Annotated in this window: 12 protein-coding genes; 6 read left to right on the forward strand and 6 right to left on the reverse strand. The window is 46.3% G+C overall.

The window, feature by feature from the left end:
• Positions 1 to 9 precede the first annotated feature (9 nt).
• Together A8140_RS06680 and A8140_RS06685 are read left to right on the forward strand one after the other, a co-directional pair.
• On the forward strand, positions 10 to 744 hold the full coding sequence (locus tag A8140_RS06680; RefSeq protein ID WP_005529238.1) for a glycosyltransferase family 2 protein: 735 nt from the start codon (positions 10 to 12) through the stop codon (positions 742 to 744).
• Between the two features lie 14 nt (positions 745 to 758).
• Positions 759 to 2,054 carry an LssY C-terminal domain-containing protein gene (locus A8140_RS06685; protein ID WP_005529236.1) on the forward strand — a complete coding sequence of 432 codons (1,296 nt, stop codon included), beginning with the start codon at positions 759 to 761 and terminating at the stop codon, positions 2,052 to 2,054.
• A gap of 90 nt (positions 2,055 to 2,144) precedes the next feature.
• Here the strand turns inward: A8140_RS06685 and A8140_RS06690 are convergent, their stop codons facing one another.
• From A8140_RS06690 to A8140_RS06705, 4 genes are all read right to left on the reverse strand, one after another.
• On the reverse strand, positions 2,145 to 3,494 hold the full coding sequence (locus A8140_RS06690) for an ATP-binding protein (protein ID WP_032999929.1): 1,350 nt from the start codon (positions 3,492 to 3,494) through the stop codon (positions 2,145 to 2,147).
• A complete protein-coding gene (locus A8140_RS06695) occupies positions 3,484 to 4,143 on the reverse strand; it encodes a response regulator transcription factor (protein ID WP_005442273.1) in 660 nt (219 codons plus the stop codon). The genes A8140_RS06690 and A8140_RS06695 overlap by 11 nt, the downstream gene beginning before the upstream one ends.
• Positions 4,144 to 4,184: 41 nt before the next feature.
• On the reverse strand, positions 4,185 to 4,604 hold the full coding sequence (locus A8140_RS06700) for a PepSY domain-containing protein (RefSeq protein WP_005431952.1): 420 nt from the start codon (positions 4,602 to 4,604) through the stop codon (positions 4,185 to 4,187).
• A 77-nt stretch (positions 4,605 to 4,681) separates the two neighbouring features.
• Positions 4,682 to 6,433 (reverse strand): DNA repair helicase RadD, encoded by a 1,752-nt coding sequence (locus A8140_RS06705; protein WP_005529228.1) that lies wholly within the window; start codon positions 6,431 to 6,433, stop codon positions 4,682 to 4,684.
• A gap of 74 nt (positions 6,434 to 6,507) precedes the next feature.
• On the opposite strand from A8140_RS06705, the gene rsuA reads away from it, so the two are divergent.
• The 3 genes from rsuA (at position 6,508) to A8140_RS06720 (ending at position 9,541) form a co-directional block, all read left to right on the forward strand.
• On the forward strand, positions 6,508 to 7,209 hold the full coding sequence (rsuA, locus tag A8140_RS06710) for a 16S rRNA pseudouridine(516) synthase RsuA (RefSeq protein WP_005529225.1): 702 nt from the start codon (positions 6,508 to 6,510) through the stop codon (positions 7,207 to 7,209).
• Between the two features lie 467 nt (positions 7,210 to 7,676).
• Positions 7,677 to 8,879, forward strand: coding sequence for a Bcr/CflA family multidrug efflux MFS transporter (locus A8140_RS06715; RefSeq protein ID WP_005529223.1), 1,203 nt, complete (start codon positions 7,677 to 7,679; stop codon positions 8,877 to 8,879).
• Entirely contained in the window at positions 8,879 to 9,541 is a 663-nt protein-coding gene (locus A8140_RS06720) for a DUF2913 family protein (RefSeq protein ID WP_005529221.1), read from the forward strand. The genes A8140_RS06715 and A8140_RS06720 overlap by 1 nt, the downstream gene beginning before the upstream one ends.
• Positions 9,542 to 9,644: 103 nt before the next feature.
• Here A8140_RS06720 and A8140_RS06725 read toward each other — a convergent pair whose 3' ends face one another.
• Both A8140_RS06725 and A8140_RS06730 read right to left on the reverse strand, forming a co-directional pair.
• Positions 9,645 to 11,546, reverse strand: coding sequence for an alpha/beta fold hydrolase (locus tag A8140_RS06725; RefSeq protein WP_005529219.1), 1,902 nt, complete (start codon positions 11,544 to 11,546; stop codon positions 9,645 to 9,647).
• Positions 11,547 to 11,753: 207 nt separating this feature from the next.
• Positions 11,754 to 13,199: a DUF2867 domain-containing protein gene (locus A8140_RS06730; RefSeq protein WP_005529217.1), complete on the reverse strand. Its 1,446-nt coding sequence runs from the start codon at positions 13,197 to 13,199 to the stop codon at positions 11,754 to 11,756.
• 95 nt (positions 13,200 to 13,294) lie between these two features.
• Here A8140_RS06730 and A8140_RS06735 point away from each other — a divergent pair, with 95 nt between their 5' ends.
• Entirely contained in the window at positions 13,295 to 14,671 is a 1,377-nt protein-coding gene (locus tag A8140_RS06735; protein ID WP_005529214.1) for an MATE family efflux transporter, read from the forward strand.
• Positions 14,672 to 14,727: the final 56 nt, after the last annotated feature.

Here is a 14,727-nt window from a genome sequence, read left to right on the forward strand (position 1 = left end):
GAGCACATTATGAATCCTATCAGTATCGTGATTATTACCCTTAATGAAGAAAAACGTATTGGTCGACTACTTGAAGATTTAACCAAACAAACTCACCAGAACTTTGAAGTGATCGTGGTGGATTCGAACAGCGAAGATTCGACTCGTGAAGTTGCACAAGCTTACGAAAGCGCATTGTCAGAACTGACGGTGCATCATATGGATACGCGTGGTGTCAGTCTAGGTCGTAACACAGGTGCAGAACTGGCGAAATATGAACGTATTCTGTTTTTGGATGCGGACGTACGCTTACCGAGTGATTTTTTGAGCCGCGCTATGAGTAAACTTGAGGACGCGAAGCTAGAAGTTGCTGGTGTGTACATGGGCTCAAAAAATCTGCCAATGGCGCATAAGTTGGGTTACTGGGTGTTTAACGCGGGTTTGTTTATTACTCAGTACACTTTCCCAACGGCGGTAGGTGCTTGTATTTTCTCTACCAAACGTGTGCATAACGAGATTAATGGTTTTGATGAATCCATTACGCTTTGTGAAGATTGCGATTACGTGAAGCGTGCTTCAAAAACTTGGCGTTTCCGTTTTTTACCGATGACGTTTGCATTTGACCCGCGTCGTTTGGATCAAGATGGTTTCTTTAAAATGGGTATGACCTATTTCAAAGCCAATGTACGACGATTCTTCTTTGGTGAGATGCGTAACAACGAAATGGAATACAAATTCGGTCACTACAAAGACCAGCATTCATAATCGTCGGAGGCTGCATGCTGGAGACTATCAGTCTGTTCTTCGGAGCACTCCTTGATTCGACGATTGGACCTAATCTCTTTGTCCCGGGCGAGCCGTTTTTGCTCGCTGCGGGCTATCAACTACATGAAGGCGTGATTTGGGGCGTCGTCGCCGTTTTGTTGGGCGGTTGGATTGGCGATCAACTCAGTTACTTTATTGGAAAACGTGCTGGCTCTAAAACACAGAAGAAGCTGATTCGTTGGCAAGCCAAAACAAGGCGTCCAATTGCGCGCTGTCGTTTGTTAATGAAAAAACGCGGTAATGCTATTTTGATCTTTGCTCGTTTACTCGGACCTGGTGCTTGGGTCGTGCCATTTATGGCGGGTACTGCGAATGTGAGTTGGAAGCGTTTTACTGTCTGTTCATCAATTGGATTGATACTTGGTGTTGGGCAATTTGTCGTTGCTGGGTATTTGCTTGCTGCGGGTCTTAACACATGGATTCCACTTGATTCCATAAAGTTCATCCTTGTTGAGCATAAGCTTCTTATTGCCTCAGTACTCATCGCTTCTGTATTCGCTCTTGTGGCTTGGAAGAAAAACTGGTCACGTAAATGGACCAAATCCCTAACGGCTTTAGTGTTCTGTTTAGTTGCTGCGAATTATGGACACTTTTTCTATCTAGCAGACGACAATATTGAACAAACCGATGTCACTGGAAATCAATCGATAGTCCTTAATGATATCGGCTTTAAGGTTTATCCGGGGCGCTCGAATGTGTTTGACGCTCAGGCCGTAAATTTGGTCTACGTCGGTGAATCACCGAGAACCTTAATGCAAGAACTCGGTTGGCTAGAAAATCAAACCTTTTCAAGAAACGACATTGAGTTGGCAGATTATGCGAGCTTATTAAAGCAAAAGCTGCCACCTGTGTCGGATTTGTTTTGGAATGGCAAACCACAAGCGATGGCATTTCAAGAGCCAGGAAGTTTGCTAAAACGCTCTCATGTACGCTGGTGGCCAGCGGGGTTAGAATCAAAGTCAGGTCAACCGATTTGGGTGGGTGCGATTAGTTACGATGACGGTCTAAAGTTGGCGCATTATTCGGGCATTGTGACGGTTTTGCATCGAATAGATCCTAATGTGGACAGCGAAAGGGATCGTCTAGCGAATCAAATTGAAGCCAGTCATTTAAGGCTAGTGGGAGAGTTACATTCTTTGGCACAGCCTGTTGCAATGGACAGTAAGCATGACTATTACTCTGATGGAAACGTGTTGTTGATTAGCGAGCCATCATTAGCCATAAACTTATCCAACCAAAAAGTTATCTAGATATAAAAATGGCACCTAGCGAATAATTCGATAAGTGCCATTTTAAACCCTTGCAGTAAATAACAGGTGTAGGTGATAGATATGAGTTGCTTAAGCGCGGCTCTTTTGCAGAATCAATGTGGCTTTTAAACCGCCCATTTTGCTCTCTGATAGTTCAAGCTGGCCGCGGTAACTGTGTGCCATTTCACTGACAATGTTTAAGCCCAAACCAGAACCTGGTGTGGTTTCATCCAGTCGGTAGCCACGCTTTATGACTTGGCATAGTTGCTCGGCAGGAATTCCCGGGCCGTCGTCTTCAACGATAATATGAATATTGTCCTTATCTAGCGTTGAATGAACACGAATGATGCTGTTGGCCCACTTGTAGCCGTTCTCAAGCAAGTTACCCACCATCTCATCTAGGTCGGTTTTCTCTACGGCGACGTTCAATTCAGAATCAAGCTCGTTAATCAGTGTGACGTCACGGTGTACGTATACCTTGTCAAACGCCATGGATATGGCATCAACGCGCTCTGAAGGGTTCGATTTCACCGAAAGAATATTCATAGAGCCAGCCATACGAGCGCGACCTAAGTGGTAATCGATGTGTTGTTGGATTTGTGTGATTGGCGCGTTCAAGCGTTCTTGTTCTTCAGGCGTGAAGTTTTGCACCTCGTTTTTTAAAACGGAAAGCGGTGTTTTCAGCGCGTGAGATAAGTTTCCTGCATGATTACGGGCACGTTCAAGCAGCTCTTGATAGTGAAAGAGCAGGGCATTAAGGTCAGAAATCAAAGGGGAAATTTCTTTCGGGTACTCTTCTTCCAAGCCTTTTTTATTGCCTGATTTAAGCTCGGCTAACTCTCTTTGCAGCTTGGTTAGCGGGCTTAAAGACCACGCGATTTGCAGCAAGATAACCGCAAGAACACCAGCAAAGAGCAATCCTAGAATGATCCAAAGCTGCCCCGTTAAAGACTGGATTGTGCCTTCAATTGGATCTTCGTCAATGCCGATGATGACATCAATGGGACCGTCGTAATCTGGCAGGTAAAGTGTCTTTTTCAACGTGATAAGCTTTTCATCACGAGCGCCAAAGGCGTCTTTATCCAATCCTTTGTACTCAATTCTCTTATCCCACAACGATCGCGAACGTTCTAAGCTTGTTTTGGTGGAAGCACTCCAATAAAGGCCACTGTATGGGCGACTGAATCTAGGGTCGGAAAGTTGGGTAGAGAGAGTGAGTTGGCCTTGGCTGTCGACTTCGAGCTGGGCGGCAATCTCGTCCATGTAGACATTCAATTGGGAGCGAGTATCATCCACCATATAGCTATACACTTGGGTGGGGATCGTTACTCCCGCAGCGAGGATCATAGCCGTTAGCCAGACAACCGCCGCCAGTACTAAGCGGCTTTTTATACTCAGCCGCTTAAGAATGTGCATAGGTAGCCTGTGTTTACTCGGCATTCAGTTGGTACCCCAGTCCGCGGACGGTTTTGATGATCTTTGGCGCGATTTTCTTACGAATACGACCAATGAAAACTTCAATGGTGTTTGAGTCACGGTCGAAGTCTTGCTTATAGATGTGCTCTACTAATTCGGTACGAGAAATGACTTTTTCTGGGTTGTGCATGAAGTACGCAACTACTTTATATTCCAGCGCGGTTAAGCTGACCGCTTGTCCTTGCCACAGTACTTTTGAGGAGCGTGTATCTAAACTCAAGTCACCAATCTGCATGACAGGTGAGGCGTTACCCGAAGCGCGGCGCAATTGGGCTCGAAGTCGAGCTGTTAACTCAACCATTTCAAATGGCTTAGTCAGGTAGTCATCGGCGCCAGCATTCAAACCTTCAACACGTTGAGATAATGTGTCACGGGCACTTAAAATCACAACTGGTGTATTAATGTTTTCATCTCGAATGCCTTTTAGAACCGTTAAACCATCTAGCTTCGGCAAGCCTAGGTCTAGCACAATAGCGTCCCATTCTTCTGAGGTAGCACGGTAAAGCGCATCGATGCCATCTTGGGAAAGTTCTGGCACCCAGCCATTGTTTTCCAACGTTTCTAAAATTTGTTCGCCTAGGCGAGGTTCATCTTCGACAACAAGTATTTTCATATTCTTTCTTCTTATTATGCTTAGTAATTATTTACACTTAGTTATTGTGGCTTGAGGGCTTTGTTGAAGTTACGTCCTTTTATCTCGAGCATTTCTAGCGTGGCGGCGTCGTATTCCACTTTTATCACACTGTCATTGAACAAGATTTTCAGCTCGTAAACCCATTCATCATCGTCTTCCTCAAGCTCTACCTTAATAATACGCCCATACAGATCATTCTCCACTGCTTCATACATATCAGAAAAAGGGCGAATGTAGCCTTTCTGAACCGCGCGATAGACTTCATCCTGATCTTCATCGAACTCGATTCGTGTCCCTGGCTTTTCGACGTCACGAACAATGGCATGGCCGTCTTTGTCATCATGATGATCATGGTGAGACGCAAAGCTTGGTGCAGACAATAAAAGCGGTACTAACCCTAGCAGCACGGAAAGTTTGCGCGGAGTGAAGGAGATAGACATAGCAAAGCCTTTTTCAATGAGTTACGACGATTATATCGTGCTGTACATGAACAGAAAGTGAATTAGTGAGCATTCGCTTATCTTAGTTCGTCGTCAAAGATCTTATCGCGCAGCTTCCAGAAGCGGCCTGACTTACGGGCAATAACAAATTGCGGCAGACGGAAACGATGCTGGTTGGCTACTACTTTAGTTGGCGACGCTTCTTCAAACGGACGATGTTTATCTGCAAGGTGGGGACGAACAAACTGGTCTTTGAAGCTTTGCTTCTGTTTCTTGGTATTCAGTGACCAGAACTCGTGAACCAGTGCATTTCCTTCTCCTTGATATGTTTCACCCGAGTAGGTCACTTTCAATTGTGACTTACCATCATTGGATTTGAACACTGACAACTCCATTTCTGTGCACTCAAAGATAAGCGCATCTTTGAGGTTCAATGCTTCTTTAAGCTTTTTATCTGGATCGACGAGTGTGGCATCGCATTCATGGCAAATACGCGCTGCAATATCGTTATCAGCGCCACATTCACCGCAATATTTCGCTCTGAAGCGATAACCACAGTGTTCACGCTCTCCTGTCTCATCGTCCTCAAAATATCCTTGGCAGCGACGGCCAAAGTGCTCAAGCAAAAAGCCATTACTGTCTAATTTGCCCCAGAAGTTATTATTGAATCCGCAAGCCGGACAAGGAATGGTGATAATTTCGCTGGTGGAGTCTGGCTTCGGGTCACCGACTTCAGGTTGGTACAGGTCATAGCTGTTGCCAGCGTAATCCAGCACGAGACATTCTGATTTGCCTTCCGAAAGACGCAAACCACGGCCAACAATTTGTTGATACAAGCTGACGGATTCGGTAGGGCGAAGAATCGCGATTAAATCTACATGTGGTGCATCGAAGCCCGTGGTCAGAACGGACACGTTGACCAAGTACTTTATCTCACGATTCTTGAACGATTGAATGATGGCATCACGTTCGGGTGTTGGCGTATCACCAATGACGATGGCGGTTTCACCTTCTGGCAACAGGCCGTGGATTTCTTGCGCGTGGCGAACCGTGGCTGCAAACACCATTACGCCTTTGCGTTCTTTGGCGTATTGAATGATTTGCTCAACGATTTGTGGCGTCGCACGTTTGGCTTTGTCGATCACCATGTCCATTTCCGCTTCTTTGTACCGACCCGTATTGGCAGGCTTTAGCTGCGAGAAGTCATAAGATAAGACGGGGGCGTCCATCATGCGAGCAGGCGTTAAGAAGTTTTCATCCAATAAGTAACGAATAGGGAGCTCGAAGATACAGTCGCGGAAAAAGCGTGATTCTTCCGTTCGAACCTGTCCACGGGTGTGGTACTGATAAATCCATCCCATACCCAAGCGATAAGGTGTGGCGGTTAAGCCCAATACTTTGATGCCGGGATTGAGCTCTCTTAGATGAGTGATCACTTTTTGATAGCTACTGGTTTTCTCGTCTGGCACGCGATGGCACTCGTCAATCACCAACAAGGAAAATTGATTCTTGAAAGAATCCAGATTGCGCACCACGGATTGAACCGAGGCAAACACCACTTGCTGATCGGTCTCTTTACGTCCGAGACCTGCCGAGAATATTGAGCCTTTTAGTCCGTAACCTTCGTACTTGGCGTGATTCTGTTCTACCAGCTCTTTTACGTGAGCAAGTACTAGTACTCGACCTTTGGCAAGCCTTGCTAACTCTGCAATGACCAAACTTTTACCCGCACCAGTAGGTAGCACAATGACCGCTGGTGTGGTGTGTTTACGAAAATAGTGAATTACCGCTTTTACAGAGTCGGCTTGGTAGGGGCGAAGGGTGTACATGAAAATCTGTGAAATTGCTCAACTATTCGAATTAGGATCGCTATAATACCCGACCTTAAACATTAGAGGTATTCATGCGTTTAGATAAATATTTGTGTGATGGACTGGGTGCGACTCGCAAGCAGGCAACGAAGATCATCAAAAGTGGCGAAATAACGGTTGATGGTGAGGTACAAAAGAGTGGTGCATTCAAAGTACCAGAAGGTGGTGTGGTTGAATGGGAAGGACGCGAAGTTGGTGCTCCTGGCCCTCGTTACATCATGTTGTACAAGCCTGCGGACTTTGTGTGTTCGCATGAAGATGGGCACAACCCAACGGCGTTCGTTCTACTGGATGAGCCAAAGGTAGAAAACTTGCACTTTGCTGGTCGTTTGGATGTGGACACTACCGGTCTTGTGCTGATCACAGACGACGGTCAATGGTCGCACCGTATTACGTCACCAAAACACAAATGTGAGAAGACGTACCGCGTATGGCTAGTGGATGCGATTCAACCTGATTACGTTGAGAAGTTTGCCGAAGGTATTGAGCTACGCAATGAGCGTGAGCCAACACTGCCAGCACATCTTGAGATCGTGAACGAAGCCGAAAACGAAGTGCTGCTAACGATTGTGGAAGGCAAATACCACCAAGTGAAACGTATGTTTGCTGCGCTTGGTAACAAGGTTGAACATCTTCACCGTGAACGTATTGGTTCTATTGTGCTGGATGAAGCACTTGAGCCGGGTGATTACCGCTTCTTAACAGAAGAAGAAGTTGAATCAGTTGTAAAATAACTCAATCTGGTTGGAAATAATCACTGTTCTGGGAAATTGTTTGATTCCTGATAGGAACTAGTCTTTTGATGAGAAATCACTCAGAATGGTGGTTCCTACCAAATAAGTCTTAGTGTCTGAGTAAGATGCTTATTCGCCGCTCGTAAACGCAGGCAGAACTGTATTTAGTCTGAGAAATCCTTTTCTCTTGTTGGTCCTTACTGACGATAAGTACAGACGGTGTTCATATCACCGCCTCTTCGTTTTAGCTCGGTTACTTTGTCGTTCTGCATACTGATCATGCAGGTTTTAGCGTCGAGTTAGTCAAGACCATCTTGGTATACTTTCGTCTTTTATGATCTTCTCAATAGTAAGGAGACTATGCGCTGTAATTCGTGACTGTTGCGGATTCAGGGTGAGAGAAGCGTCAATCATCTATCTCAATCAATGTGGAATGTTGATGGGAGGACACAACAAGAGGTAAGGCAATGACAGAAAAAGCCCAAAGTGCTCCCCAGTCACAAATCAGTTTTTTATTGTTTCTTGTACTCGGTGCAATTGGTGCGCTGACGCCACTTGCTATCGATATGTACCTACCTGCTATGCCAACCATCGCGAAAGATCTTGGTGTAACCCCAGGTGCGGTACAGATTACGTTAACGGCTTATACGGCAGGTTTTGCGATAGGTCAGTTGATTCATGGTCCGTTAGCGGATAGCTATGGTCGCCGACCTGTACTCATTTTAGGTGTGCTCTTTTTTGGTTTGGCAGCGGTAGTCAGTGCGACCACTAACGGTATCGATGCGCTAACTTATGTGCGTACGGCGCAAGGTTTCGCTGGCGCTGCGGCTGCTGTGATCATCCAAGCGGTCGTGCGTGATATGTTTGACCGTGAAGATTTCGCGCGTGCTATGTCGTTCGTGACCTTGGTGATTACGATTGCGCCTTTGGTAGCGCCGATGATTGGTGGCCATCTAGCGATTTGGCTCGGCTGGCGTTCGATCTTCTGGGTACTCGCTATCTTCGCTGTTGTAGTGATTTTGCTTGTTCTGTGGATGATCCCAGAAACGCTTAAGCCAGAAAACCGTCAGCCACTAAGATTCAGAACCACGATTCGTAACTATGCACGCCTGTGTTCTAACCCTGAGGCATTGGGTTTGATGCTTTCAGGTGCGTTCTCGTTCTCTGGTATGTTTGCATTCCTGACTGCGGGTTCGTTTGTTTATATTGATTTATATGGTGTTCGACCTGACCAATTTGGTTACCTATTTGGTTTGAACATCGTAGCGATGATTATCATGACCAGTCTAAATGGTCGCATGGTGAAAAAGGTCGGCTCGCACTTCATGCTACGTTTCGGACTAACCGTGCAGTTGATTGCGGGTATTGGCCTGTTTGTCGGCTGGATGCTTGACCTTGGCTTGTGGGGCATGGTGCCTTTTGTTGTGCTGTTTATCGGTACTTTGTCTACGATTGGTAGTAACTCAATGGCTCTGCTGTTGAGTGGATACCCAACCATGGCTGGTACGGCATCTTCACTTGCAGGTACACTGCGATTTGGCACTGGCTCACTGGTTGGTGCGCTCGTTGCTGCAATGCCAGGCGCTGTTGCGTGGCCGATGGTTATCGTTATGTTTGCTTGTTCAGTGCTGTCTGCACTGTTTTATTGGACTTTAGGAAGAAAGGCGTAATGTCTAATTACACCAAAGAAATTCAAAACTTAGTTAACGCTGCTTTGGCAGATTTAGACCAAGAGCACCGCTCAGGCAAATTGGCCAACGCGCCAGTTGCTAACAACCACTACTTGGTACGTTGGGTCACAAAGGCGCTGAAATCACAACGCTTTGGGCGCACAGTGGGTGATGACCTAACACGTTGGCAGAAAGCTGGTCGTTCAAAAGGTAACGATGCAGGTTTGCTATTCATCTTCAAACGTATCTCTGGCTTTTACGCGCAGTTTTTCCCTGAAGGTGAAGAGCCTAAAGTTATCAAAGACTCTGACATTGAAGCGTTCTTGGATCTTATGGAACAGGCTGGCTGGGAAGTGTCTACATCTGAGCAACTAGTTGGTTGCGGTAAAGTACAAATCTTTACTGAAGGGCAGAACTCATTGGCATTGTGTGCAGACCAATGTGAAAGCTGTTTTGATGGTGAGCGACTGGTAAAACCGATGAGTTGGTTTGTTCGTGGTAACCATGCGGACTTTGTTGAGAAAGCATCGCAAGCAGGCTACATGGTTCACAAAGTAACCGACTACAAATCGATGGTGAAATACCACGGCGAATACCTTATCTTCCCTGCGAATGAAGGTAATCAATTAGCAGAGATTCCACTGTCATTTCAAGCTGACTAATAGAATCACTTCTTCTCACTAAGCAAAAAGCGTACACATGATCTTTGTGTACGCTTTTTTGTATTTAGCCGTCTCATTTTAAGAGGCGGGTTAAGTCTCACAGCTAAACAAATTGATGCCTGTGATCGTAAAAATGCAGGATGTGCTTTAACGCCCAGTCGCGGTAACGATCCGCTTCAATCAAAACATCATGTTTAGCGTGAGGTATGGTTAATAGTCTTGAGCTGGTGCACGCTTCATTGAATGTATCTTGGGCTGCTAAGGAGACGACGTTGTCTCCCTCTGGTTGCACGATCAGTATTGGCGTCGTGATATGCTTAGCCTGAGATAGGCAATATTTTCCTGCTGCAATGGCTTCACTGATCCACTTTGGACTGACACCGCCTAATCGCAGCTCTGGGTTATTGCTTAGTAAATCACTGTAAGCTTTAAAGCGGATTGGGCTTGTCGTGTGATCATTTCCTTCGAAAGTCTTAGTAACAAAGGCGGTTTGTGTCGGAGCGAAGTTGGGCGTTTTCTGAAGTTGGCTGATCACCTTCATTGTCGCACTTTGGATGCCGCCAACAACTTTAGGCAGCTTGATGCCAAACATTGGACTTGTGAGGGCACAAGCTTTGATGTTGTGGTCGTACTTCGCTAGGTATTGTGTCGCGATAGCTCCGCCCATAGAGTGGGCGAGTATCATGACTTCAGTTTTGTGTTGGCTTTCGACAACCTGTTCAAGAAATAGCGCTAAGTCTTCTACATAGTGCTCAAATTGGTCGACGTGTCCAAGTTCACTGTGTTCGGTTAATCGTTGAGATTCTCCCTGACCACGGTGGTCAAAAGCGTATACATTAAAATACTGACTTAACTCATAAATAAGTTCTTTATACTTCCAAACCGATTCATTACGTCCTTGTACGATGACGAGTGCTCTTGAATGGTTTTGAGGGTTAACGTTGATCCAAGCGATGTCGCTGTTCATCGCGCCCTTCATGTATCCGCGCTTTCTATTAAGCCATACTTGTTCGATTTTCTGATAATGGGCATCATCGTTTACAAACTCAGAAGTGATGGTTTTATAACGTTTGTATGGCTTGTAGGGGATATTCAGCTTTCTGCCAATGCTCGCTACAAACAGACGACCTAATCGCGCCCCGTGCAAGTAATCGGCATCCAGCTGTTTTTTCGTACTTTCTACGACGGACGATTTCAGGTTTCTAGCAGGTGAAATCTCGTAGATATTCACGTCATCCGGTGGGTTGGCCAAAAAGCGTTGAGTCTGACGGTAGGTCTCTTCGTGTTTAAGCAAAATGGCGGAAAGTTCACTCATGGCTTTGCTTGGCGCATGCTTAAGAATGGCCTCAATGAGAGGGTGGTGCTCGTCAAAATCGGTAGGCATTGTTCGGACCACAACGATATGTTTGTAACCTCGACGGTAAGCCTCTTCCACAGGAATGGGAGCCGATACACCGCCGTCAAGCCAACGTGCACCGTCGAACACCACCGGCTTTTTATGCAAGGCAGGAATCGCGCAGGACGCTCGAAGTACATCCTTCCAGTTATCGAGAGTGACATCGAAACACTCGGTGGTTAGGTTACGTGCATGGGTTGCTACAGCGACGACTTGTTTGGTTTTGAGTAAATCCGAGCCTTTTTCCCAATTGAGTGGGATATCAATTTCCGCATTGTCGACCAGAAAGTCTAAATCTAAGCCTTCGCCATTGAGGAGGTATTTCGTCAGCTTAAAGAATTCTGGGCGTCGCGTTGTCTCTGCAATTATTTTGTAAGCGTGACCTTGATGCCCGCATATGTAAGATGCGAGATTGAGGGAGCCTGCAGAAGTGCCGATAAGTAAGTCGAAGGGATTAAAATCAGCATGTAAAAAGGCATCGAGAACGCCCGCAGTGAATATGCCGCGTTGACCACCACCTTCAGTCACCAATGCAATCTTATCTACGTGTTGCTGGTGAAGCATGAAGTTATCGTGGTGTTTGTTGCTAATGATGTATCGATTACCCATTGTGATTCCAATACTTGCTTGTTGTGGTCACCACTTCGCACAAGATGAAGTAGGTAAGAAGAAGGCATGGATTAAGAGTAATACGGGGGCTGGCCTGAGATAAATTCAAATAAATTGACTCCGTGTTAATCAATCTAAAACCCTCTCTCATCGACCCTTAGCTTATTACTCTTTTATGCTGGCATCCGTGCCAATGGTTCGCTTTATTTAGTTTTGTTTTTCCTCTAGCGCCTCCGCTTCTTTCGCTATGGCTTTAACCATGCCTTTGAAGATAAACAGGTGAGCAGGCATCATCGCAAACCAGTAGAGTAAGCCCGGAAAGCCTTGTGGATGCCACCATGCAGTAATATCGAATTCACGCTCCTCACCGTCGTCTTTAATGGTGATTTCTAAACGACCAAGCCCTGGCCCTTTCATGCCAAAAAATAGCGAGAGGAACTGGTTCTCTTCGCAGCGAATGACTTTCCAAGAATCAATGAAATCACCCACTTTGAGCTCTGGGCCGGGAGGGGAAACACGAATGGGTTTTCCGCCACCAAAGAAGATATCGAGCCATTCTCGGGTGCGCCAAAGGATGTTAGCAAAGTAATAGCCTTTTTCAGGGCTACCGATCTTTTGTGCCACCTTCCAAAGTGATTCGGCAGAAGCTTTAGTCTTGATGCTCGCTCCCGCTTGTTTTGGATAGTACCCATAGCCCGGCTGCCAGCGTTTGAGTGCGGTAGGTTCGAAGCCCCAGACGTTACTGCGTACAAAAGTGCCTTCCGTTGCGATCGTGTCCTCAACAGACTGCTCGTAGCTAATCAGCTGCTGTGGGAATCGCTGATGAATGGCTTTGGTATCGGCAATGTAGTCGTGTTCTAAACCTGCAAGTAACGCTTTACCGATATTTGCAGGAACCGATGTCACGATGGCCAACCAATACGATGCCATTTTAGGTGTCAGCAGTGGCGTAGACCAAAGTCGGTAAGGTTTCTTGGTGATCTTACAAATGACTTCAAATTGCTCACGATAACTTAATGTATCCGGACCGCCGACCTCGTAGATTTCACTCTCTGTTGGTTTGGTTTCTGCCAGTTCAAGCAAATAATGATTCAGGTTGGGGAGGGCGATCGGGTTAGCTTTGGAATCTACCCATTTAGGCGCAATAAGAACCGGCAAATTGTAGACAAAGTCGCGCATGATCTCGAATGCCGCAGAACCGGGACCGATAATCACGCCTGCACGAAGTTCAGTAGCAGGCACGCTAGCTTGACGAATGATCTTTCCCGTCGCTTTGCGTGCCGCTAAGTGTTGAGAGTTGCCAGTTTGAGGCTGAATCGCACTCAAGTAAATAACGTGTTTTACACGACTTTTCTCAAGCGCATTTTTGAAGTTCTCTGCGAGGTTTAATTCGTATTCAACGAAGTCGTGGCCTTGCGCCATACCGTGCACAAGAAAGAACACCAAATCAAAGTCATTCACCACTTCGAGCGTTGCTTGCGCATCCGCTAGATCGAGATAAGTAAGGGTGAGGTTAGGGTGTGGCTGAGTTCGGGATCCTAGATAGTCAATATGACGCGCCGCTGCAGTGACAATGTAACCTTTGTCGAGCAGTTGTGGAAGAAGTTGTGAGCCAATGTAACCGGAAGCCCCAAGTACCAACACCTTTTTCATTCTGAGTCCTTTTTATTGCTGGTGGATTAGTCACCACTGGGTATAATCATGAGACACTTTTCCCTTTCTATCAATAAGTTGTCGACGGAGCGAGCATGACTTTTTTTTCACAATTGATTACTCATGCTGATAAGTCGTTTTTACGTCGACTGTTTGCCATCGCATTACCTATTACTTTGCAGAGCATGATGTTCTCTAGTCGAAGCTTGGTGGACGTTTTGATGCTAGGCCAGTTGGGTGAAGCGGAAATTGCAGCGGTCGGCGTTGCTGCAAGAGCGACCTTTGTAACCACGATTATGCTCCTGGGTGTGACAACGGGTGGTGCGCTGCTAACGGCACAATATTGGGGAGCGGGCGATAAAGTCGGAGTTCGCCAAAGCACGTCATTGACTTGGATGATCTCCATGGTGTTCGCTGCTTTCACTGTCGTGTTGTTCGTACTCTTCCCTGAACCAATTATGCGCCTAACGACGGATTCAGAGGAAGTGATTCGTCTTGGAGCCGACTATTTGGTGATTTCATCGGTTAGTATGTTCGCTGTAGCTTGTGTCGCGAGTATGGCTGTAGGCTTACGTGCCATGCATCAACCTGGGCTCAGTACTTTCTTTAGCGGCATTGGTATTGCGTCTAACATCTTCCTTAACTGGGTGCTGATTTTCGGTAAATTTGGCTTTCCTCCAATGGGGATTAAAGGTGCTGCGATCGCGACAGTGATCAGTGGCGCAATAGAGGTCACATGTCTATTCAGTTACTTGTGGTTTAAAAAACACATCATCGCGTTTGGATGGGATGATATTCGTGCCAGTTTGGTGTTGGATAAAATCACACGTTTCTTAAAGTTATCTCTTCCCACTACATTTAACTTCCTTGCTTGGGCTGGCGGTTTGTTTGCCTATCACGCCATTATGGGGCAGGCAGGAGTGCAAGGCTTGGCTGCTTTATCAGTGATGACACCGGTTGAGTCGATTGCTCTGGCTATGATGATAGGTTCATCCAATGCGGCAGCTGTTTTAGTGGGCAACCAATTAGGCGCGAAGCAGTTTGGTCCGGTTTACTACCAAGCGTGGGCAACTGTCTTCCTGAATGTAGCCATCGCCATTGTTGTCGCTATTTTGCTTCTACTCTCCAACCAACTTATTCTCGATGCATTCAGCGCACTGACACCAGAAACTCGGCACCTTGCTGAGCAGTTTATGGTGATTCTCGCTATTGGTGTGATTCTGCGCTCCGTGCCTATGATGGCCATTGTTGGTGTGTTACGCGCAGGTGGGGATGTGAAGTTCTGTTTGTATCAGGATCTGATCGCACAATGGGTGATCGGCATCCCTCTCGCTGCCTTTGGTGCAATCTACCTTGGTTTTGAGCCGCAATGGGTTTATCTCCTGTTTTTGACCGAAGAAGTGGTGAAGTGGGGAACGTGTTTTCAACGTATGGCGAGCAAGAAATGGATGAAAAATTTGATCGAGGCTTGAGTGGTGTTTCGAGACAAGTTGCATTTGTACCCTGATAGTGTGATCAACTATTCAAA

Origin of the sequence: Vibrio campbellii CAIM 519 = NBRC 15631 = ATCC 25920, assembly GCF_002163755.1 — a bacterium.
GTDB lineage: Bacteria > Pseudomonadota > Gammaproteobacteria > Enterobacterales > Vibrionaceae > Vibrio > Vibrio campbellii.

Excerpts from the sequence above, each read along its gene's own strand:
- A8140_RS06680 (WP_005529238.1), top strand. The coding sequence starts at position 10 with ATGAATCCTATCAGTATCGTGATTATTACCCTTAATGAAGAAAAACGT.
- A8140_RS06685 (WP_005529236.1), top strand. The coding sequence starts at position 759 with ATGCTGGAGACTATCAGTCTGTTCTTCGGAGCACTCCTTGATTCGACG.
- A8140_RS06690 (WP_032999929.1), bottom strand. The coding sequence starts at position 3,494 with ATGCCGAGTAAACACAGGCTACCTATGCACATTCTTAAGCGGCTGAGT.
- A8140_RS06695 (WP_005442273.1), bottom strand. The coding sequence starts at position 4,143 with ATGAAAATACTTGTTGTCGAAGATGAACCTCGCCTAGGCGAACAAATT.
- A8140_RS06700 (WP_005431952.1), bottom strand. The coding sequence starts at position 4,604 with ATGTCTATCTCCTTCACTCCGCGCAAACTTTCCGTGCTGCTAGGGTTA.
- A8140_RS06705 (WP_005529228.1), bottom strand. The coding sequence starts at position 6,433 with ATGTACACCCTTCGCCCCTACCAAGCCGACTCTGTAAAAGCGGTAATT.
- rsuA (WP_005529225.1), top strand. The coding sequence starts at position 6,508 with ATGCGTTTAGATAAATATTTGTGTGATGGACTGGGTGCGACTCGCAAG.
- A8140_RS06715 (WP_005529223.1), top strand. The coding sequence starts at position 7,677 with ATGACAGAAAAAGCCCAAAGTGCTCCCCAGTCACAAATCAGTTTTTTA.
- A8140_RS06720 (WP_005529221.1), top strand. The coding sequence starts at position 8,879 with ATGTCTAATTACACCAAAGAAATTCAAAACTTAGTTAACGCTGCTTTG.
- A8140_RS06725 (WP_005529219.1), bottom strand. The coding sequence starts at position 11,546 with ATGGGTAATCGATACATCATTAGCAACAAACACCACGATAACTTCATG.
- A8140_RS06730 (WP_005529217.1), bottom strand. The coding sequence starts at position 13,199 with ATGAAAAAGGTGTTGGTACTTGGGGCTTCCGGTTACATTGGCTCACAA.
- A8140_RS06735 (WP_005529214.1), top strand. The coding sequence starts at position 13,295 with ATGACTTTTTTTTCACAATTGATTACTCATGCTGATAAGTCGTTTTTA.